This is a genomic window from Amantichitinum ursilacus (genome assembly GCF_001294205.1).
GTDB classification, from domain to species: Bacteria; Pseudomonadota; Gammaproteobacteria; order Burkholderiales; family Chitinibacteraceae; genus Amantichitinum; species Amantichitinum ursilacus.
Genome location: NZ_LAQT01000029.1, coordinates 26,485 through 45,752 on the forward strand (window position 1 = coordinate 26,485; position 19,268 = coordinate 45,752).

Below are 19,268 nucleotides of genomic sequence, written 5' to 3' on the forward strand. Positions count from 1 at the left end.
CCGTGCGGATACCCTCATCAAATGGATTGAATATGTCGCGGTTAATTTGCATTGCGCTGGCGGGTATCGCCGTGGTGGCCGCGCCGGCGTGGGCGGGATCGCGCGACGCGGGTGTCGACGCATTGTTCTTTTCGATCTCACCGACTAAAAACCCGCAACTCGAAGCCAGCCTGGATGCATTTCTGGGCTATGCCGACCCGAAAGGCGAGGGTGCAAAGGCGCGTGATGCGTGCCGGGTTAACGAAGGCAGATCGTCACTCGAATTTGGCGAAATTGTTGGCGGCGCTGGCACCACCATCAAAAAAGAACTCAGCAAAGACGACGTCTGGAAAGCCATTGCGGGCAACCCGAAAGCGCAGGCCAAACTCAACCGCGTGTTGTCGCGGCATCGGCGCGGCGAGCCGCTTTATTTGCCCTATGGTTTTGACCAGATGATTGCCTATGCCATCCAGCCAGATGGTCACGTTAAATTCTGGGCCATGGGCCAGGACGACGATCATTTGCTGACCGCGGAAAGCCGCAGTGCAAAGCTCAGTGATATCGCCGGGCCGCTGTGCTCCGTGATCAGCAAGATCGGGCTTACCCACAGTTATGACTAAGGCGCTCGCAGCATCAAGCCAGTAAAAAGCCGCCTGGACAAGGCGGCTTTCAAGCGGGTGCGAAACACCTTAGCGTGCGGGCTTGCCGTGGCCCTTCAGCGGCTCATCCTTCAGCCCCCACGCCAGCACAAAGCCGGCGGTGGCCACGCAGGCGGCGATATAAAACACGCCATGCAGTGATGCGCCAAAAGCCTTCAGATATTGCGCATGCAATTCTGGCGATAGCGCATTCAGCGCCGTCACCGCGCGCGGGATGGGGGTGCCTTCGGGGAAGACGGCGGTCAGGCGGCTGGTCAGCCCGTGTGTGAACAGCGCGCCAAATAATGAGACTCCCAACGAGCCGCCGATCATGCGAAACAGCGTGACGCCTGAGGTGGCCACGCCCAGCTGTTTGATATCCACGGTGTTCTGCACCGCCAGCACCAGTACTTGCATCACCATCCCCAAGCCCACGCCCAGGATACCGGCATACAGGTAAAGCACGTTCAGCGGACTGCTGTCCTGCAGTTGCGACAGCAGCAACATGCCCACGGCGGCGATCAGGCTGCCCGCGATGGGAAAGAAGCGATAGCGGCCGATTTTGCTGATCACCCGTCCGCTAATCATCGACGACACCAGCAACCCGCCCATCAGCGGCAGCAATTGCATGCCGGCCTCGGTGGGGGTGGAACCCTTCACCACCTGCAGATACAGCGGCAAGTAAGTGACCGAGCCAAACAGCGCCGCGCCGATCAGAAAACCCAGCACGCTGCTGATTACAAACGTGCGTTGCCGAAACAGGCTGGGCGGCATGATGGGTTCGCTGGCGGTGCGCTCTTCGTTGATAAAGCCCGCCGTCGACATCACGCCGATAAACAGATACAGCCACAGTTGCGCAGAACTCCACGGCAGGCTGGTGCCGGCTTCGGTGGTAAACATGATGAAACAGGTCAGCGCGATGGCCAGAAAGGTGGCGCCCCAATAATCGATTTCATGTTTGATGTGCGCCACGTGCGGTTTGAACACCGCGGCAATCACCACCAGGGCCAGCAGGCCCAGCGGCAGGTTGATATAAAACACCCAACGCCACGAAAAATGCTGCACAAAAAAGCCGCCAATCAGCGGGCCGATGACGGTGGCCACGCCAAAGATGCCGCCAAACAGGCCTTGATAGCGGCCACGATCGGCCGGGGGAATCACATCGCCCACCACCGCCATGCTGATCACCATCAAACCGCCGCCGCCCATGCCTTGCAGCGCACGGGTCAGGATCAGTTGCGTCATGTTTTGCGATAAACCGCACAGCGCCGAACCCACCAGAAACAGCACGATGGCGGTTTGCAGCACAATCTTGCGGCCGAACAGATCGCCCAGCTTGCCGTACAGCGGCACCACGATGGTTGAGCTAAGCAGATACGCCGTCACCACCCACGACAGCGACTGCAGGCCGCCCAGGTCGCCGACGATGGTGGGCAGTGAGGTGGAGACGATGGTCTGGTCCAATGCCGACAGCAGCATCACCAGCATCAGCGCGCCCATCAGCACCCAGATGGGCGGATGGCCAGCGTGGGGGGCCTCTACGGCCACGGTTTCAGAGGTTCTGCTGTTCATACAAAGGGCTACCTAATTAATTAACGGCGCAATTAATATATGGATCGCCGCGCCATGTCAATTGGGTAGGCCCAACTGTTACTATCCGTTTCTCAATCTGGAGACACCGTGCAGGACCAGCCAACCCCACCCGCGCGCCGTCCGGGCCGACCCGCCGCCCGCGCCGGGCAAGCAAACCAGCGCGAACGCTTGCTCGATATCGCGCTGTTGCTGTGCGCCAAACATGGCGCGGCCGAGACCACCATTGCCGCCGTCGCGCGCAAAGCGCAAATGACGCCGGCTGCGGCGCACTATTACTTTAAAACGCGCGAGCAATTACTCGACAGCTTGCTGGAAGAGCGCTTTATGCCGGTGCGCGCCACGTTTGAAGACGTGTTCGAAGCGCATCCCGATGAGCCGTTTACGGTGATCAAGCTGCTGGTGGAACGGCTGATGAATATCAACTCGCGCTATCCGTGGTTTGGCACGTTCTGGCTACGCGAGATGATCAGCGAAGACGATATGTTCAAACAGCGCGTGCATCTGCGCATGGGGCGGCAACAGCACATGGCGATGCTGGATACGGTCAAGCGCTGGCAACGCGACGGCCTGATCAACGCGCAGATCGATCCCATGCTGTTGTTCACCTCGCTGATTGGATTAACGGTGTTTCCGCTATCGGCGTCGGTGAAATGGAAAGACGACCCGATGCGCGCGCACTTGGGGCCACAACAGATTTCTGACCACGCGTGGGCGCTACTGCTGCGCGGACTGCAGCCGTAACTGCAGACAGCCTGGGGCAGGGGCGACGGCTAATCTGAAACATTTCTGGCTGACAATAGTCAACACAGACATTTGCGTCGCGCCGCATTATCGTAATTGCGACCATGCAATCTGAGCCAACCAGGAGATGTTGTCATGACCACCGAATTTGCTCGTTTAAACGCGTCCTACCAGCAGTGGCAAGACGCTGGCGCGGCCTTGCACGCTGCGCTGGTCAGCGCGTTCAGCGATCCCACCTCGCCCGCGTTGCAAGAGCTGGACGAGCTGACAGCAACGGTTGATCTGGCGCATGCCGATTTCACCGCCCTGGCGCGCTCGCTGCTGGCGGGTCGTAGCGATGCGCCGTTTGACTGGATTACCGCCCGCTCGCTCTAAACAGCGGGTCCGGGTTGGACGTAGTCCCGCCCCAGTCGCCTACATCACGCGTAAGTCTTGACATGTACTTAGCTGCATGCTGTTATCTGGCGTAATCATTAAAGCCAGAAAACTGTAAGGTAGCGCATGACGTCGACGACCAGTAATTCCTCTCTGCCCAGCCAGCCCGAGCGCGCACCCGCGGCCTGGTTTAGCGGGCGTCTGGCCTGCAGGCCTGCATTGCTGCTTGGACTGGTGGTGGTGGCGCTGCTGTTTGCGCTTTCGTTGGTGCTGCGCGCGGGCGATTTCCGTGACGATGCGATCGAACAGAACATGGAAACCAGCTTGCACGTGCTGCAAACCGTGCACTCGTTAAACGCACTGCCGATCAGCCAGAGTTTTATGTTGCCCTCGGTCACGCTGGGCAATCCCGGCGATAAAGGCATTAGCTGGGGCGCCACGCTGCCTACCAAAGCGGGTGTCTATATCTATACCTCGTTCGGCCCCATCGGTTTTGTGATGCCGTGGCTGTTCTTCAAGCTGACCGGCCTGGCCCCCACCGCGCATAACCTGCTGTTTTTTAACGCTACGTTGGGCTTTGCATCGGCGCTGCTGTTGTTTGCGGTGTTGTTCCGCATGCTGACGTTAACGGGTTACGGCAATCGCACCGCATTGTTTTGTGGCGTGCTCGGCGCATCGCTGCTGATTTTTAGTCGCGAAGGCCTGCATACCTTTGGCATGGCGTACTGGAACCAGTCGATCGAGCAGATCTGGTTGCTGGCGCAGTTGCTGATTCTGCTGGCGATTGCGGCCAGGCCGTCGCCGCGCTTGTTGGCTGGACTGGCGGTGGTGTCGTTTCTTAGCGCGTCCACCGAGTGGAGCGGCATCGTTGGCAACGTGCTGATGGCCGCTTATTTCTGGGTACAAGCGCGGCGCACGCCCATCGCAGCGGTGGGGCCACGTCCGTACAGCTTGCCCGCGCGACTGCCGCATATCCTGTTTGGCGCGACCGTGGTGGCGTTTGGCGTGCAGTTGCTGCATCTGTTTATCGCGCTGGGCATTTCGCCGGCATTGCATGCGTTGCTGGGCCGCTTTATTGCTCGCGGCGCCACGTCCGCGCGTGCGGATCTCGGCATGTTGATCAGCGGGTATGCCGATTCGTATGGCCTGTATCTAGTCGTGGCGGCGCTTGCGCTGGGCGTGCTGGCCTTCTGGCCGCGCCGCGAACAGCGCCCGGACATTCCGGCCATGTTGCTGCTGTTGGCGGTGTTTCCGCTGCTGGAAAACCTGGTGATGTTGCAGCACGCGGTGATGTACACCTATGACCGCATGAAGCTGGTGACGGCGCTGGCGCTGGTGATTGCGCTGGTGCTGGCGCGCCTGATCCAGTACCGCGCGCGTTGGCCGTTGGCGCTGCTGAGCGCGCTGGTGGTGTTGGGTGCGGCGCAAAACCTGCGCCAGTTTAACAAGCTGAAAGCGCCGATGGCCGCGTGGCCGCAGGTGGCGCAGGCCAATGCGCAGCTCAAACAGCAGATTGCGCAGGCGGTGCCGCTGGATTGCGCCGTGCTGGGCACCAACAACCGTGTACGCGGCTATCTGAACATGCTGTTTGATCGCAGCATCTACGAGAACCAACCGTCCGCCGACGCCTTCTTCCAGACGGCAGCGGGCGTCAAGAACTGCGGGGCGGTGTTTATTCAGTCCAGCATGGACTTCACCGATTTGAATACGTTGAATTACGCGCTTGTCAAAGGTCCGGACGGCAACGTGACCAAGCTCACCGCGCGCAGGCCTGATTTGCGATGAGTAGATGAGCGACAGCCGTAACCTTTCGCCGCGCCAGCCCGCATTTTAGGTTAAGTCGGGCGGCGGTTCGAACGGGATTTTGCTTGTTTTAACAGGCGCTTTCTCCCACTCCGCCCATGTAGTCCGCGTCTCTGGACTAGATCGACACAAGGCGCTTGCCCACCACGAAAGTCTGTGATTTCATGGCTTCAGGCTTACGCCTTAATGACTAATTAAGTTTTTTCGGGTAATCTACGTTGCAATGCAGCATCAAAGTGGCGCCTTTGTGGCCATGTAAGGCGTAAACTCGCCGCCCGCGAGATGCAGCTTCGCAGATGCGTCACGGTTGACGTTGGTAAAAAACAGCACCGCTTAAACGGTCCGGGGTGACAAAAATGGCGTTCTATCCAGTATTTCTGTCCGTTGTTTGCGTAATGCGCAACCAGGCTGACATGCAAGAAAAGCTGATCACCGAGGTGGCGAACGCCATTGCTCCACTCGTCAGCGATTATGAATTGATCATTGTGGACAATGCGTCCACCGATGACAGCGTCGGTTCGCTTAAGCGGCTGACCAGCGAAAGTGGTCTGCCGAATCTGCAGGTCTATGCCCTGACTAAAGAAGTCGATCTGGCTACTGCCGCATGGGTTGGCCTGGAAAATGCACTGGGCGATTACGTCGCTGTTATCAACCCGTTGCTCGACGACATCCACTTTTTGCCCAACATGCTGGAGCACGCGGTCACTGGCGCAGATGTGGTGTTTGCCAATAACGAGCAAAAGCCTGCTGAGAATATGACGTATCGCGCAGCGCATACCGCGTTCAATGGCATCTACAAGTACTTCAACGGCCTGGACCTGGTTAAAGAGGCGCCGCAATACCGGTTGCTCAGCAAGCGCGTGGTTAACTTTATCCTGCAGCATCCGCAGCCGGGTATCAGCTATCGTCATCTGCCTGCCACCGGTGGTTTCGCCAAGGCGCGCCTGAGTTATAGTTCGGCCCCCAAACTGCAACGCCTCAACCATGCCGGCGGCAGCTTCGACCGCGGCATGCGTCTGCTGGTGGCCACCACGCGCGCACCGATGCGCTTTGTCACGGCGCTGTCGCTGTTTGGCGCCTTCGCCAACATCATCTATTCGCTGTATGTGGTGGCGATTGGCTTGTTCAAGAGCAATGTGGCGCCGGGTTGGGTCAGCTTGTCGCTGCAACAATCGGGCATGTTCTTTTTGATCTCGCTGGTGCTGCTGGTGCTGGGTGAATACATCCTCAATATGGTTAGCGTGGCCAACGAAGGTCCGCTGTACCACGTGGGGCAAGAGTTCACCAGCGCCCGCATGACGCGCCGCGAAAAGCTCAACATTGAAGAAGTGGCGGCCAAACCGGCCACCGCGGGCTTTACCACCACCGGAGCAGCAGTGTGATGATGCAGGCCGCCCCGACCGCAAACCATCTCAACTACGATGCGTTGATCATAGGCGGTGGCTTTTATGGTTGCGCCATCGCGATCTACCTGGCGCGTCAGCGCGGGCTGAAGAATATCTTGCTGGTGGAGCGCGAAGGCGCGCTGATGCAACGCGCGTCGTATAACAACCAGGCGCGCGTGCACAACGGTTATCACTATCCGCGCAGCTTTACCACGGCGTATCGCAGCCGCATCAACCTGCCGCAGTTTGTGCGCGACTGGCCGTTGGCGGTCAAAAAGGATTTCACCAAGCTGTACCCGATTGCGCGGCGCAATTCCAAAGTCACGGCCAAGCAATTCGAGCGCTTCTGTCATGAAATCGGCGCCAGCCTGGAGCCCGCCGATGCCTCGCTCAAGCAGTTGTTTGAGCCGCGGTTGATTGAAGAAGTGTTCCTGGCCGAAGAGTACGCGTTTGACAGCACCACCATCGCCAAATGGGCGGCCGAAGAACTGGCCGATTGCGATATCCAGGTGCTGTTCGATACCTTTGCCAGCGGCATGGTGTCGGTGCCGAATGACCGCGTGATGGTCACGCTGGACGGTCCCAACGAAACCCAGCAAGCCATCACCGCGCGCTATGTTTTCAACTGCACCTATAGCGGCCTGAACCAGATTGGCGGCGAATACCCCGGCACCGTCACGCGCCTCAAGCACGAAGTGGCCGAGATGGCGTTGATGCGCACGCCGCCGCAATTAACCGATCTGGGCATTACCGTCATGGACGGCCCGTTCTTTTCGATGATGCCGTTTCCGGCGCGCGGCCTGCACACGCTGTCGCACGTGCGGTATACGCCGCATCTGAACTGGCCCGACGCCAAAGGCACCAATCCGTACGACCGGCTGGACCAATATCCGCGCGAAACCCGCGTTGAGCGCATGGTGCGTGACGTGGAGCGCTATATGCCCGCCGTGGCCGATGCCGAATACGTGGATTCGCTGTTCGAAATCAAGACCGTGCTGGTCAAGAACGAAGGCGACGACGGCCGCCCCATCCTGTTTGAAAAGCACGCCAGCTTCCCCAGTTGCTATTCGGTGCTGGGCGGCAAGCTCGATAACATTTTTGACGTGCTGGAGAAGCTTGATGCCGAAGCCTTCCAATAACGTCGATCCCAAAGCGTGGCTGTTTGCGCTGTTTGTGCTCAGCGTGTTGCTGGCCGCGTTTCTGATCCTGCGCGGCACCGGCAACGTCGAAGATCCGTTTTTGCAAGGCGAGTACTTTGCCTCGTCGGCCAGTTTGCTGACCACCACCCCGGGTGGCTTTGAACCGCTGACCATCCACGGCGCGCTGGATTATCTGCCCGCCATGGTCACGCGCGCCATCTGGGGCCCGACCGATTATTTTGTTCCCACGCTGATGCTGTACAAGCTGCTGCGCTTGCTGGCCGGGGCGCTGCTGTTTGTGGTGGCCTATCAGGCCTCGCGCGGCAAGCCGCATCAGGCGCTGTTGGTGTTTGGCGTGGGCGTAATGGCCACCCAGTTGGTTAATTATCGCGATCTGATGTGGCTGGCTTCGCTGTATGTATGGCTGCTGCTGACCGGCCGCAGCTTTAAACCGGCGGCGCAAACCGCGCTGTTGGTGCTGTTTGGCGCGTTGGTCGGGCTGGGTATGTTCTGGTCTTATGATCGCGGCCTGACCACCATCGTGGCGCTGGGCGGCTCCACGCTGTGGATGGCGGTGCGCGACAAGCGTTTTGTGATTTCGCTGGTGGTGTTTGTGGGCGTGGTGGCCTTGTTGGGCGCCTTGTTTGAAACCTGCTCGCTCAGTAATTACGCCGCCAATATCAAAGTGCTGATGGATACCTCGGCGCAGTGGAGCTACGGACTGCAACGCTGGCCCGTCATCCTGACCATCCTGACCTCGCTGGTGAACATCACCGCGCTGACAGCGCTGATCTACACCGCGCGCCATTCGCTGCGCTTTGCGCAACGGCCGCATGCCGGCCCGCAAGTGCTGGGCTTTGTGCTGGCGTCGCTAATGATGTTCAAGATCGGTATCAACCGCGCCGATGTGGACCATATCTACTGGAGCATGTGGATTCCGGCGCTGATCGCGCTGACCATTTACGGCCGCGATTTTGCCTTTCCGCGTTATCTGCGCATTGCCGCCGTGGTGCTGGTGGTGTTGGCGCTGCCGTGCGCGGCCAAGTTTCATCATCCGGCGTTTGTATTGGTGACCGGGCTGCTGGCGCTGGCCATCTCGACCAACAAGCCGACGTTTACGCCGGTGCGCTGGGCCTTTGTGGTACTGATTATCGGCACGCTGGGGCTGACCTTGCTGACCGCCGCGCACAACTATCGCGCGGGCCAGTACGCCTGGATTGAAAAACCCAATGCCTGGGGCGACAACGCCGCGGCCTCGCCCGAAGGCGTGCGCTGGGCTGCCGAGCAAGTGCTGGCCAGCCAGTCGGGCTGCCTGCTTGATCTATCCAATAACGGCGTGATCAACGGCCTGACCCGCTTGCCCAGCTGCACCCGCTTTACCTATCTGGTGTACGCCGGCCCGGCCAATGAAAACGAACTGATCGACGCCGTGCGCAGCAGCGCGCCCAAGGCGGTGGTGTACTCCACCACCGAACCGTCTTACACCGTGGATGGCCGCAGCATGCGCGAACGCTTTCCGCAGCTGGATGCTTATCTGGTTTCGCAATATCCCGACGAGAAGTGCAACAAGGGTTATTGCATCCGTTATCAAAGGGGTTGAAATGGACGAACGCAATCAGAACGCCGCATTGATCGGCAGCAGTGGTTTTGTGGGCCAGACGCTAAGCAAGCAAACGCACTTTAGCCACCACTACCGCTCCACCAACATCGGCAATATCGATGGCGGCAGCTTTGACACCGTGGTGTGCTCGGCCGCGCCGGCGCAAAAATGGATCGCCAACCGCGAACCTGCCGCCGATCGTAAAAACATCGATGGTCTGATCGCGCATCTTTCCACCATCCAGTGCAAAACCTTCATCCTGATCAGCACGGTGGACGTGTTCAAGACCCCGGTGGGCATTGATGAAGACACGCCGGTGGACGAAAACGATCTGCACGCCTACGGCCTGAATCGCCGCTATCTGGAGAAATTTGTCGAAAGCCATTTCGACAATTATCTGATCGTGCGCCTGCCCGGCCTGGTGGGCCCCGGCCTGCGCAAGAACGTCATTTTCGACTTTCTGAACGACAACAATCTGCACGCCATCGATAGCCGTGGCTCGTTCTGCTTCTACCCGATGATCAACCTCTGGTACGACATCCAGACCGCGCTGAAAGCAGGCCTGAAACTGGTGCATCTGACCGCTGCGCCGGTCACCGTGGGTGATGTGTCGCTGGAAGGCTTTGGCAAACCGTTCGAGCAAAACCTCGGCAACGCCGCCGCCAGCTACGATATGCAAACCCGTTACGCCGACGTATTCGGCGGCACCGGCCGCTATCAATACAGCCGTCGTGAATCGATCCAGGCCGTGCGCGCTTATGCGCAATCCGAGCCGGTGACCATCAAAGCCGAGGCTGCAGCATGAGGCTGGCTATTTCGAATATCGCGTGGGACGTCAACGAAGACAACGACCTGGCCAGCCTGCTGCAACGCTATCAGGTGGATGCCATCGATTTTGCGCCGGGCAAATATTTTCCCAAGCCCGCCGAAGCCACCGACGCCGAAATCCGCAAGGTCAAAGCCTGGTGGGCGGAGCGCGGTATCGAAATGACCGGCATGCAGTCGCTGCTGTTTGGCACCACCGGGCTGAACGTGTTTGGCGACGCGGCGTCGCAAGACGCGATGCTGGCGCACTTGCGCGGCGTCTGTCATATCGGCGGCGTCTCCGGCGCCACCCGCCTGGTGTTTGGCTCGCCCAAAAACCGCGATCGCAGCGGTCTGAGCGACGAAGAAACCCGCAGCCGCGCAGTCGAGTTCTTTAATCGTCTGGGCGATATCGCCGCCAGCGAAGGCGTGTTGATCTGCCTGGAACCGAACCCGCCGCTGTATGGCGCCAACTTTATGACCACCAGCGACGAAACCGCCGCGGTGGTGCGCGCCGTTAACCACGCGGCCGTCAAAATGCAGCTGGATACCGGCGCCGTCACGCTTAATCAAGAAAACGTGGCCGATGTGGTCAGCCGCCATATCGACGTGATCGGGCATATCCATGCCAGCGAGCCCAGCCTGGTGCCGCTGGGCGACGGCGGTACGCAGCATGACGCGGTGTACGCCGCACTCAAGACCGTGCGCCCCGATGCGCTGGTCAGTATCGAAATGGTGGCCACGCAAAACGAGCCACATCTGACCGCGATTGAGCGCGCCCTGGGCGTGGCCGACCGCAGCTATCGCCCGGGGAGGGCAGCGTAAATGAAATGGTTGATTCTGATTCTGGGCATTCTGACCAACGCTTCGGCCAGCGTGCTGATCAAGATGGCCATGCTGCCGCCGCGCGCGTTTCCATCGCCATCCAACCCGCAGGCCGCGCTGAGCAACTGGCCGTTCTGGCTGGGCCTGGGCCTGTATGGCACCGCCTTCTTGCTGTACGCCGCCGCGCTGGCGCGCCTGCCGCTGAATATTGCGCACCCGGTGCTGACCTCGGGCGCCGTGGCCGCCGTCGCCGTGCTGTCGGTGCTGGTGTTTCGCGAACAGTTTTACTGGACCACGATCACCGGCGTTGTGCTGGTGATCGCGGGTGTCGGCTTTATCACGGCCGGTGTGGCCTGACGCTAAAGAGAGAAAACCACCATGACCACCGCCATCGCCACAACGCCGCTTGCCGCCAGCAAAAACTGGCAAGTGCCAGCCTACAAGACGCAATTCTGGCTGGAACGCCAACACAAATACTGCATCGTGATCCCCGTGATCAACGAAGGGCAACGCATCATCAGCCTGCTGACCCGCATGTCGCAGCTCAAGCTGGAGCAGCAAGCCGACGTCATCATCGTTGACGGGGGCAGCACCGACGGCTCGATGGAACACACGCGCCTGCAAACGCTGGGCGTGCGCGGCCTGATCCTGAAAACCGCCAGCGGCAAACTCAGCTCGCAACTGCGTTGCGCCTATGCCTTTGTGCTGGAACAAGGCTACGAAGGCGTCGTCACCATCGACGGCAACGACAAAGACGACCCCGAAGCCATCCCGCGCTTTATCAAGGCGCTGGATGAGGGCATCGACTTTGTGCAGGCGTCGCGTTTTCTGAACGGCGGCGTGGCAGAAAACACGCCCGCATCCCGTGACTTTGCCATCCGCTTTATCCACGCCCCGGCGCTGAGCATCGCCTCCGGCTTTCACTGGACCGACACCACGCAAGGCTTTCGCGCCTACAGCCGCAAAATGATGGTGGATGACCGCATCGCCATGTTCCGCGACATCTTCACCACCTACGAACTGCTGGCCTATTTGTCGTACCGCGCCCCCAAGCTGGGCTACAAATGCGTGGAACTGCCCACCATCCGCCGCTATCCCAAAGGCGAAGTGCCCACCAAGATCAGCAGCGTGCGCGGCAACCTCAGCGTGCTGGGCGTGCTGTTCAGCGCCTGCCTGGGCCGCTATAACCCATAAGCCGATGACGCGATGAATCTTGCGTAGCCGATCCAGCCGATTGCTGCCGCAAACAAAAAGGCCTCGAAGGCTTGATTGCTTCGAGGCCTTTTCTATGGGGGCGGCACCACCTATGCCGCGACAGGGTCAGCAAGCGCTTCGATGCGGCTTAGCCAGGCATCAAAACGACGGCATTCGGCGCGGATCCTGTCTAACCCGGCTTCACGGGCTGCCAGCACGCCATGCAAAGGCTTGTCGTAGGACGGGAACAACGCCTGGATGCGTTTGGCGGGCGCGGTGTGGGGACTGTCGTTAATCCATTCAGGTGTCGAAAACTGTGCGCGAATGCGTTGGAACGGCGCGGCAAGCCTGGTATCGCCTGTCCCTTGGGCCAGGGCCACAGGATCACTGAATAGCAGACCTTCAAATTCATACATCTGCAGATAAGGAATAAAGCGGCGCATCGCGTTTTCTCCCAGCTCAAGGGTTAGCGCTGCTTGCATGGCATTCAACACGCAATCCGCTTTGTCATCCGGCGAGCCTGACTGTTGTGCCTGTGCTTTACCGGGAAACGCGTTGGGCAAGCCATAAAAATCAAAAAAGGTCGTGCACCATGCATCGCCAGCCGCCAGCAGGTTTCTGGCGTCCGTGACAATGCGCTCGATTTTTACGTTGCCACCCTGATGGCCAGGTTTGCCGACCAGGCGTGGACAAAGGTAGATCTGGCGCTCATACAACGTCGGCGCCACGACTTCCTTGATAAAACTTTCTTCGGTCTGGCCCTCGCAGATCACATAAAGCCGGATCATGGCCGACCGCCCAGTACGTTCTTTTGCCACAACTCGCCGTTTGAATAATCACGCAGCCAGTCCGCGAAATCGGCCTCTTGCAACCGCTTGAATACAGAACTGCCGTCTTCCCGCTCAACCACGATCACGTCGTTCAGCGAAAACTGGTTCAGCAATTCAACGGATTGGGTGGCAACGATGATCTGCGTCCGGGTGGATGCGGAGCGCAATAATGCGGCCAACAAGGTTACTGCGTACGGATGCAGGCCCAGTTCGGGTTCATCGATGATCAAGGTCGACGGTGGCTTGGGGTCCAGCAACGCGGTGGCCAGGCAGATAAAGCGTAGCGATCCATCCGAAAGCTGGTGAGGCGACAGCACATAGTCGCTATCTAGTTGGCGCCAGCGCAGATTGATGTCGTCGACGCTGCGGGGTTGCAACACAAAGTCATCAAAGAAAGGAATCGCCAATTGAACGGTCTTGCGAATCTGCGCATACACCGCGGGCGACTCGGTTCTTAGCATGTATAGATACGCCGCAAGATTGGCGCCATCGGCGTGCAGCGCCAGCGCATCGTGCACATCTCCCCAGCGTTTTACCCCTGCGGTCTCGCTGGTGTCGTGGAAATGAAAGACATTCCAGCGATGGATTGAATTGAACAGTGAACGCGTTGCTTCATCCGCAGCGGGTTCTACAGCAAGCAAGGGCAGTGTCGCCTCAGGGCCGGGCAGGGTGCTTAGAGGCACCGGCTGCTGGTGTGCAGTCACCGCTTCCCGCGTGAAGACAAAGGTGCCATCCACCGAGGGCTCCAGCGTAAACGAATAAGTGAAGTGGCCCAGCGTAATCGTTGAATCCAGCTGCGAGGTCTGCTTTAACCCAAAGCTGACGATCCGTTCCGCGGAGCCCTGCTTTGCGGTCCAGTTTGCCAGCCGGCGCTCCATCAAAGCGCCCACCATGCGGAAATACGCGATAAAGCTGCTCTTGCCAGCACCGTTAGGACCAATAAGCACATTCAGCGCGCTGAGCTCGAGTTGCTCTAGCGCGCGAATCGACTTGAAGCCATGAATGGTGAGTGCGCTGATGGGGTGTTTGATGGTCATGCCGGTGCCTGCGGTTTCAAAAGGACCGCAGCGCGCGGCCGGGTCGCCTGCAGTTTAGCACCGGCCCTGTTAGCGACGTAGGGATCAATCGGCTCCACGCCGCGGAGCGATCGCCGGGAAAAAGTGGCGGCAGATTTACCTCAGCCGGAAATCCGCAATCAGCGCGCTCAGCTCGGTCGAAATCTGGTTGATTTCCGCCACCGCCGTGGGGATACCGCTGATGCGGCGGCTGGTTTCGCCGGTGCCGGCGGCGATGCGTTCGATGTTGTTGGCCAGCTGGTTGCTGGCCACCGCTTGTTCGCGCAGCGCTTCAGACATCGAGGCGATATGTTCGACCAGTTCGCGGCTGCTGCTGCGCACTTCGGCCATGCCGCTGCCGGCTTGGGTGGCCAGCGCGTTCACGCTCTGGATGCGCTCGGCGTTCTGGCGGATTTCGAATACGGCGGCGGCGGTGGCTTTTTCGGTGGTGCTGATCATGCCGGTGATTTCGACGGTGGAAGCGGCGGTTTTCTCGGCCAGTTTGCGGACTTCGTCGGCGACGACGGCAAAGCCGCGGCCGTGTTCACCGGCGCGGGCGGCTTCGATGGCGGCGTTAAGCGCCAACAGATTGGTTTGTTCGGCGATGCCTTTGATCACTTGCGCGATGCCAGCGATGCGCTGCGCGTTGGTGTCGAGTTGCTGCATATAGGTGGCGGCGGCCTGCACGCTTTCGTTAACCGCATCAAAGCGGCTGATCACGGCTTCGACGCTGCCCGCACCGGCCTGGGCGTGCTCGCCAGCGGCGCGCGCCAGCGTGTCGGTCTCGCTGGCGCTGCTGGAGATATGGTTGATGGACACCGTCATTTGCTCGACGGTGGCCGCCATCGAGGCACTGGCATTGCTTTGTTCTTCGGCCGCACCGGCCACGGCCCCCGCCACGCTGGATAAGCTGTGGCCCGCGCTTTGCAGCGTGGTGGCCGCTGCGGTCAGGCGGGTTACCCAGTCGTGCAATTGCTGGCGCATTTCGGCCATCGACGCCAACAAGCTACGTGTGTCCCCCGCACGCACCGGTACCTGCACCGCCAGATTGCCTGCGGCCACTTGCCGCGCAATGGCCGCCGCCTGCGCCGGTTCGCCGCCCAGTTGGCGAAAGATGGCGCTGCCGGTCAGCCACAGCAGCACGCCCAGCACGGCCAGTGCCGCCACGCTGATCAAAATGCTCTGCACCACCATTTGCTGGCGCGTGGCGTCGAAATGCTGGTCGGCTTGCACTGCCTGGTTAACCAGCGAAGTGGCGACGGTATCCAGGTTTTTCTGCAGGTCGTCGCGGATGCCATCGACCTCGCCATCCACCGTGCGGATGGCGGCAAAGTCCATCGGCTCGGCCGCCAGCAAGGGGCGGTAGCGTTTCTCATAGGTATCGATATAGCGCTCAAGCGCGCTCTGGGCTTTTTGCGCCGCTTGCGTGGCTTCGGGCGTGACGGCGTAGCTGGCGGATTGTTGCAGCGTCTTGATTGCGTTGGCTTTGGCGCTGGCCCATTCGCGGTCGGAATCGGCCATGTTGTGGTTGATGACCGCGTCCGCGATCACCTGATACAGATCCGCGCCCAAGCCTGCGCTGCGCTCGACAAAACCGGCGTGCGCGGCGGCGTCGTTGCCTTCGTCCTGCAACGCGCCCAGCCGCTGCAGTCCGTACAGATTGTCCGCGATAAAAATCAGGCAGACCGCCAGCATCAGGCTGGCGATCAGGATCAGGCGATTACGCAATGTCATGCCGGGCATCCTGTGGTGGTGGCGCGCCTGCACCCCGCGTGGGGCGCGGCGCGGCGCGTTGTGCTGGCCCTAAGCATAGTGGGCGCGCAGGCAGATTGCGCGTGCCAAGCGGGTGCTGGCGTGACGGCTGCAAAAATATTTTTGCAAAGTACTGTCATATCCGCGGCGCTGCGCCGACTCAGTCTGTAGCGAGGCCATTTTTGCTTTCGCGCAACCTTTGTACTTACAGACTGGAGATCACCATGAACAAGCAATTACTCGCCGCATCCGCCCTCGCCGCCATCCTGGGCAGCGCATTGTCCGCCCCGGTATTGGCCGCCGATATGGAGAAGTGTTACGGCGTGGCCAAAGCCGGCCAGAACGACTGCAAGGGCAACGACCATGCCTGCGCGGGCCAGGCCAGCAAAGACAACGACAAGGCCGAGTTCAAGGCCGTACCGGCAGGCACGTGCGCCAAAATGGGCGGCAGCCTTAAAGCCGGTTAAGCGCGCATTGCAGCGGCCGGTGTCGGGCTGGCCGCTGCCCGCCGCATTGCTTGGGAGCACGCGTGATGCATCAATCTGATTTATTGACCGGCCTGGGCCTGCGTTCGCCGCACGTGGCCGACGTGCTGCAAACGCAGCCGGCGGTGGGCTGGTGGGAAGTGCATAGCGAAAACTATTTTGGCGGCGGCGCGCCGATTGCCGCGCTGGAGCAAATCCGCGACCAGTATCCGGTAAGTCTGCATGGCGTCGGGCTGGGGCTGGGCAGTGTTGACCCGCTGGATAAACGACATCTGGCGCAATTGCGCGAGCTGGTACAGCGCATCGAGCCGGTGCGCGTCTCCGAGCATCTGGCGTGGAATCGCCATGCCGGGCAGTTCTTTCCCGATTTGCTGCCGGTGCCGCGTTTGCACGGCGCACTGGACTTGCTGTGCCAGCGCATCGACCAGGTGCAGCAGGCGTTGGGGCGCACGATTTTGCTGGAGAACGTGTCCACTTATATCGAGATGCGCGATGCGGTGTGCAGCGAGGCCGAATTGCTGGCGCACATTGCGCGTCGCACCGGCTGTGGCGTGCTGCTGGATCTGAACAATCTGCGGGTGAATGCGCTGAACCTGGGATTGGACCCGCAAGATGAGATGGCTGCTTTGCCGCGCGACGTGGTCGGCGAAATCCATGTGGCTGGATATGAAATGGTGGACGGTTGCGCCATCGATACCCACGGCGCGCCGGTCAGTGCCGAAGTGATGGCGCTGTTGCGGGTGGCTTTGCAGCGCTTTGGGCCGCAACCGGTGTTGCTGGAACGCGATAGCAATCTGCCGCCGCTGGCCGCGTTGCTGGGCGAATATGCCGCAATCCAGGCGGTGGTGGCTGAGGCGCACAGGGAGCCGCAGCCATGTTGAGTTACGCCGCCGCCCTCGCCGAATTGGCCTATGCCTTTAACGACGCTGGTTTTGTGCCTGCCGGCGTCACCACTGCCAGCGCGCCGCGGCTGGACGTCTATCGCAACAATGTGCGGCTCAATCGCATTAATGCCTTGCGGGCGACCTTTGCCCAAGTGGCGGAGCTGGTCGGCGCTGAGTTCTTTAACGGCATGGCGCGCGCGTATGTGCGGGCGACGCCGGCGACCTCGGCCAATCTGCATGACGACGGCGCGCAGCTGGCGGCGTTTATTGCCACGTTTGCACCCGCGCGTAGCGTGCCGTATCTGGCCGATGTGGCGCGGGTGGATTGGGCTTTGCATCGGGCATGGCATGCGCCCGATTGCGCGCCATTTGCCGTGGCGCAGCTGCAAACGCTGACGCCGGAACAGTTTGCGCAACAGCGCGTGCGCTTTGCGCCAGCGGTGGCGCTGGTGGCATCGCCGGCTTGGCCGATCGCCGATTTGCTGGCGATGCATCAAGGCGGCGCACTGGCTGATCCGGACGCAGGAGGCCAGGCCGTGTTGATCTGGCGGGCGGGCACGCAGGTGCAGCACCGCGCGCTTGGCCCGGCGCACGCGGTCGCGGTCCGGTCCTTGCAACACGGCGCGCCGCTGCACGCGGTGCTGCCTGCGTTGCAGGCCGACACGGCGTTGTTGCCGCTGTTATTTACTGATGGTTTGATTAGCGCGCTGGAGGCCCATCATGCTTGCGCTCCGCTGTAACTGGATGGCGTGGCTATACGCCCGTTTCGAACTCTGTTGTACCGCGTTGCAACCGGCGTTTGCGCTGGGGGTGCGGCTGTATCTGGCGCGGGTGTTCTGGTTGTCCGGGCTGACCAAATTACGCAGTTGGGATAGCACCTTGTATTTGTTTACCAGTGAATATCACGTGCCCCTCCTGCCACCCGCGGTCGCTGCAGTGATGGGCGCGGGCGGCGAATTGCTGTTGCCCTTGCTGTTGTTGACGGGGTGGGCGGGGCGCTTTGGCGCGACCGGCTTGCTGATTTTGAATTGCGTGGCAGTGATTTCATATCCAGGTCTGGAACCGATCCAGATCAAGGATCATGTGCTGTGGGGTATCTTGCTGGTTTATCTGATGGTGCATGGCATGGGCGCGTGGTCGGTGGACGGCTGGCGCATGCGGCGCCGTCTGCGCGTACGGGGGCCAGGCACGCAGTGACAACGCAGTTATCGTGGCAACAAGACCACCATTATCTGACCGGGCTGCGGCGCGACTTGCTGCGCTTTGCCCGGCTGCAGTTACGCGATGCCGTGGCGGCCGAAGACGCGGTGCAAGAGGCGCTGACGGCCGCGTACACCGCGCCACAGCAGTTTGGCGGGCAATCGCAACACAAGACGTGGGTGTTTGGCATTCTGCGGCACAAGCTGGTGGATACGCTGCGCGCACGCTATCGCACCATCAACTTGTCGGCGTTGGAGGCCGAAATTGAAGGCGAGGCGCTGCTCGACGATTTGTTGTTTAAGGCCAATGATCATTGGGCCGCCGACACGCGCCCGCGGCCGTGGCCCAAGCCGGAAACCGCGCTGGCGCAAAAGCAGTTCTGGTTGTTGTTTGAGCTTTGTCTGAACAACCTGCCGGAAAGCACCGGCCGCGTGTTTATGATGCGCGAGTTTCTCGGGCTGGAAACCGATGAGATTTGTGTGGAGCTGGCGGTGTCGGCCAATCATTGCAGCGTGCTGCTGTACCGCGCGCGGCTCAAGCTGCGCACCTGTCTGACCGAGAAGGGCTACGACGGCGAGGATTGCGATGAGTACGTGTAAAAAGATCAGCCGACTGCTGTCGGACGCACTGGACCGACCGTTACAGACTGGCGAGTGGCTGGAGGTGCATGCGCACTTGCCGATCTGCCGCGGCTGCCGCGGCTACAAGCAGCAAATCAGCGTGCTGCGCGCCGCTGCGCAGCGAGTGCGCGGCGAAGAGCCCGAGACGCGCTGATCAGTTACCCGGCTTGATTTTCTCGCTGCCCGACAGCACAAAATGCTCGCCGTGGATGGTGGAGAACATCGATTCCAGGTGCTTTAACGCCGTCCAGTCATTGCGGTTGGCGCCATCTTTTTCGGGCAGTTGTTCCAGGCAATGCGCTAATGAACGAGTGATCAGATTGATCTCGTAGCGCGTCAGATGTGCGAGTTCCATGGCCGTCCCCA

Annotated in this window: 22 protein-coding genes; 17 read left to right on the plus strand and 5 right to left on the minus strand. The window is 60.4% G+C overall.

Annotation, left to right across the window (positions count from 1 at the left end):
* Window positions 1-32: 32 nt before the first annotated feature.
* Window positions 33-599 (plus strand): hypothetical protein, encoded by a 567-nt coding sequence (locus WG78_RS17200; RefSeq protein ID WP_053939076.1) that lies wholly within the window; start codon window positions 33-35, stop codon window positions 597-599.
* A 69-nt stretch (window positions 600-668) separates the two neighbouring features.
* Here the strand turns inward: WG78_RS17200 and WG78_RS17205 are convergent, their stop codons facing one another.
* A complete protein-coding gene (locus WG78_RS17205) occupies window positions 669-2,189 on the minus strand; it encodes an MDR family MFS transporter (protein ID WP_053939077.1) in 1,521 nt (506 codons plus the stop codon).
* Window positions 2,190-2,297: 108 nt separating this feature from the next.
* Here WG78_RS17205 and WG78_RS17210 point away from each other — a divergent pair, with 108 nt between their 5' ends.
* The 10 genes from WG78_RS17210 to WG78_RS17255 all read left to right on the plus strand — a co-directional run bounded on the left by WG78_RS17210 (window position 2,298) and on the right by WG78_RS17255 (window position 12,076).
* Entirely contained in the window at window positions 2,298-2,951 is a 654-nt protein-coding gene (locus WG78_RS17210; RefSeq protein WP_053939078.1) for a TetR/AcrR family transcriptional regulator, read from the plus strand.
* A gap of 135 nt (window positions 2,952-3,086) precedes the next feature.
* A complete protein-coding gene (locus WG78_RS17215) occupies window positions 3,087-3,326 on the plus strand; it encodes a hypothetical protein (RefSeq protein WP_053939079.1) in 240 nt (79 codons plus the stop codon).
* Between the two features lie 126 nt (window positions 3,327-3,452).
* Complete coding sequence (locus tag WG78_RS17220; protein ID WP_152969274.1) at window positions 3,453-5,111, plus strand: hypothetical protein; 1,659 nt, start codon at window positions 3,453-3,455, stop codon at window positions 5,109-5,111.
* Window positions 5,112-5,485: 374 nt separating this feature from the next.
* Complete coding sequence (locus WG78_RS17225) at window positions 5,486-6,511, plus strand: glycosyltransferase (protein ID WP_053939081.1); 1,026 nt, start codon at window positions 5,486-5,488, stop codon at window positions 6,509-6,511.
* A complete protein-coding gene (locus WG78_RS17230) occupies window positions 6,511-7,653 on the plus strand; it encodes an NAD(P)/FAD-dependent oxidoreductase (protein WP_169788469.1) in 1,143 nt (380 codons plus the stop codon). Before WG78_RS17225 ends, WG78_RS17230 begins: the two co-directional genes overlap by 1 nt.
* A complete protein-coding gene (locus WG78_RS17235; RefSeq protein WP_053939082.1) occupies window positions 7,634-9,253 on the plus strand; it encodes a hypothetical protein in 1,620 nt (539 codons plus the stop codon). Before WG78_RS17230 ends, WG78_RS17235 begins: the two co-directional genes overlap by 20 nt.
* Window position 9,254: 1 nt before the next feature.
* Complete coding sequence (locus tag WG78_RS17240) at window positions 9,255-10,058, plus strand: NAD-dependent epimerase/dehydratase family protein (RefSeq protein WP_053939083.1); 804 nt, start codon at window positions 9,255-9,257, stop codon at window positions 10,056-10,058.
* Window positions 10,055-10,882 (plus strand): sugar phosphate isomerase/epimerase family protein, encoded by an 828-nt coding sequence (locus WG78_RS17245; RefSeq protein ID WP_053939084.1) that lies wholly within the window; start codon window positions 10,055-10,057, stop codon window positions 10,880-10,882. Before WG78_RS17240 ends, WG78_RS17245 begins: the two co-directional genes overlap by 4 nt.
* Window positions 10,883-11,239 (plus strand): EamA family transporter, encoded by a 357-nt coding sequence (locus tag WG78_RS17250; RefSeq protein WP_053939085.1) that lies wholly within the window; start codon window positions 10,883-10,885, stop codon window positions 11,237-11,239.
* Window positions 11,240-11,260: 21 nt separating this feature from the next.
* Window positions 11,261-12,076: a glycosyltransferase family 2 protein gene (locus WG78_RS17255; RefSeq protein ID WP_053939086.1), complete on the plus strand. Its 816-nt coding sequence runs from the start codon at window positions 11,261-11,263 to the stop codon at window positions 12,074-12,076.
* 110 nt (window positions 12,077-12,186) lie between these two features.
* Here WG78_RS17255 and WG78_RS17260 read toward each other — a convergent pair whose 3' ends face one another.
* The 3 genes from WG78_RS17260 to WG78_RS17270 form a co-directional block, all read right to left on the minus strand.
* On the minus strand, window positions 12,187-12,864 hold the full coding sequence (locus WG78_RS17260; protein WP_053939087.1) for a DUF4276 family protein: 678 nt from the start codon (window positions 12,862-12,864) through the stop codon (window positions 12,187-12,189).
* The gene (locus tag WG78_RS17265) at window positions 12,861-13,943 is read right to left on the minus strand and encodes an AAA family ATPase (RefSeq protein ID WP_053939088.1); all 1,083 of its coding nucleotides are present in this window, start codon (window positions 13,941-13,943) and stop codon (window positions 12,861-12,863) included. The genes WG78_RS17260 and WG78_RS17265 overlap by 4 nt, the downstream gene beginning before the upstream one ends.
* 135 nt (window positions 13,944-14,078) lie before the next feature.
* On the minus strand, window positions 14,079-15,695 hold the full coding sequence (locus WG78_RS17270) for a methyl-accepting chemotaxis protein (RefSeq protein ID WP_053939089.1): 1,617 nt from the start codon (window positions 15,693-15,695) through the stop codon (window positions 14,079-14,081).
* Window positions 15,696-15,937: 242 nt separating this feature from the next.
* Here WG78_RS17270 and WG78_RS17275 point away from each other — a divergent pair, with 242 nt between their 5' ends.
* The 6 genes from WG78_RS17275 to WG78_RS17300 all read left to right on the plus strand — a co-directional run bounded on the left by WG78_RS17275 (window position 15,938) and on the right by WG78_RS17300 (window position 19,056).
* The gene (locus WG78_RS17275; RefSeq protein WP_053939090.1) at window positions 15,938-16,180 is read left to right on the plus strand and encodes a BufA1 family periplasmic bufferin-type metallophore; all 243 of its coding nucleotides are present in this window, start codon (window positions 15,938-15,940) and stop codon (window positions 16,178-16,180) included.
* Between the two features lie 65 nt (window positions 16,181-16,245).
* A complete protein-coding gene (gene bufB / locus WG78_RS17280; protein ID WP_053939091.1) occupies window positions 16,246-17,079 on the plus strand; it encodes an MNIO family bufferin maturase in 834 nt (277 codons plus the stop codon).
* Window positions 17,073-17,822, plus strand: coding sequence for an HvfC/BufC N-terminal domain-containing protein (locus tag WG78_RS17285; RefSeq protein ID WP_053939092.1), 750 nt, complete (start codon window positions 17,073-17,075; stop codon window positions 17,820-17,822). Before bufB ends, WG78_RS17285 begins: the two co-directional genes overlap by 7 nt.
* A complete protein-coding gene (locus WG78_RS17290; protein ID WP_236692070.1) occupies window positions 17,803-18,279 on the plus strand; it encodes a DoxX family protein in 477 nt (158 codons plus the stop codon). Before WG78_RS17285 ends, WG78_RS17290 begins: the two co-directional genes overlap by 20 nt.
* Window positions 18,276-18,881: a sigma-70 family RNA polymerase sigma factor gene (locus WG78_RS17295; RefSeq protein WP_053939094.1), complete on the plus strand. Its 606-nt coding sequence runs from the start codon at window positions 18,276-18,278 to the stop codon at window positions 18,879-18,881. Before WG78_RS17290 ends, WG78_RS17295 begins: the two co-directional genes overlap by 4 nt.
* Window positions 18,868-19,056, plus strand: coding sequence for a zf-HC2 domain-containing protein (locus WG78_RS17300; RefSeq protein ID WP_053939095.1), 189 nt, complete (start codon window positions 18,868-18,870; stop codon window positions 19,054-19,056). The genes WG78_RS17295 and WG78_RS17300 overlap by 14 nt, the downstream gene beginning before the upstream one ends.
* Here WG78_RS17300 and WG78_RS17305 read toward each other — a convergent pair whose 3' ends face one another.
* Complete coding sequence (locus tag WG78_RS17305; protein WP_053939096.1) at window positions 19,057-19,257, minus strand: hypothetical protein; 201 nt, start codon at window positions 19,255-19,257, stop codon at window positions 19,057-19,059.
* Between the last annotated feature and the right edge of the window lie 11 nt (window positions 19,258-19,268).

Bases quoted from the DNA above. Each gene is read 5' to 3' on its own strand.
- WG78_RS17200 (WP_053939076.1), top strand. From the start codon at position 33: ATGTCGCGGTTAATTTGCATTGCGCTGGCGGGTATCGCCGTGGTGGCC.
- WG78_RS17205 (WP_053939077.1), bottom strand. From the start codon at position 2,189: ATGAACAGCAGAACCTCTGAAACCGTGGCCGTAGAGGCCCCCCACGCT.
- WG78_RS17215 (WP_053939079.1), top strand. From the start codon at position 3,087: ATGACCACCGAATTTGCTCGTTTAAACGCGTCCTACCAGCAGTGGCAA.
- WG78_RS17220 (WP_152969274.1), top strand. From the start codon at position 3,453: ATGACGTCGACGACCAGTAATTCCTCTCTGCCCAGCCAGCCCGAGCGC.
- WG78_RS17225 (WP_053939081.1), top strand. From the start codon at position 5,486: ATGGCGTTCTATCCAGTATTTCTGTCCGTTGTTTGCGTAATGCGCAAC.
- WG78_RS17230 (WP_169788469.1), top strand. From the start codon at position 6,511: ATGATGCAGGCCGCCCCGACCGCAAACCATCTCAACTACGATGCGTTG.
- WG78_RS17235 (WP_053939082.1), top strand. From the start codon at position 7,634: ATGCCGAAGCCTTCCAATAACGTCGATCCCAAAGCGTGGCTGTTTGCG.
- WG78_RS17240 (WP_053939083.1), top strand. From the start codon at position 9,255: ATGGACGAACGCAATCAGAACGCCGCATTGATCGGCAGCAGTGGTTTT.
- WG78_RS17245 (WP_053939084.1), top strand. From the start codon at position 10,055: ATGAGGCTGGCTATTTCGAATATCGCGTGGGACGTCAACGAAGACAAC.
- WG78_RS17250 (WP_053939085.1), top strand. From the start codon at position 10,883: ATGAAATGGTTGATTCTGATTCTGGGCATTCTGACCAACGCTTCGGCC.
- WG78_RS17255 (WP_053939086.1), top strand. From the start codon at position 11,261: ATGACCACCGCCATCGCCACAACGCCGCTTGCCGCCAGCAAAAACTGG.
- WG78_RS17260 (WP_053939087.1), bottom strand. From the start codon at position 12,864: ATGATCCGGCTTTATGTGATCTGCGAGGGCCAGACCGAAGAAAGTTTT.
- WG78_RS17265 (WP_053939088.1), bottom strand. From the start codon at position 13,943: ATGACCATCAAACACCCCATCAGCGCACTCACCATTCATGGCTTCAAG.
- WG78_RS17270 (WP_053939089.1), bottom strand. From the start codon at position 15,695: ATGACATTGCGTAATCGCCTGATCCTGATCGCCAGCCTGATGCTGGCG.
- WG78_RS17275 (WP_053939090.1), top strand. From the start codon at position 15,938: ATGAACAAGCAATTACTCGCCGCATCCGCCCTCGCCGCCATCCTGGGC.
- bufB (WP_053939091.1), top strand. From the start codon at position 16,246: ATGCATCAATCTGATTTATTGACCGGCCTGGGCCTGCGTTCGCCGCAC.
- WG78_RS17285 (WP_053939092.1), top strand. From the start codon at position 17,073: ATGTTGAGTTACGCCGCCGCCCTCGCCGAATTGGCCTATGCCTTTAAC.
- WG78_RS17290 (WP_236692070.1), top strand. From the start codon at position 17,803: ATGCTTGCGCTCCGCTGTAACTGGATGGCGTGGCTATACGCCCGTTTC.
- WG78_RS17300 (WP_053939095.1), top strand. From the start codon at position 18,868: ATGAGTACGTGTAAAAAGATCAGCCGACTGCTGTCGGACGCACTGGAC.
- WG78_RS17305 (WP_053939096.1), bottom strand. From the start codon at position 19,257: ATGGAACTCGCACATCTGACGCGCTACGAGATCAATCTGATCACTCGT.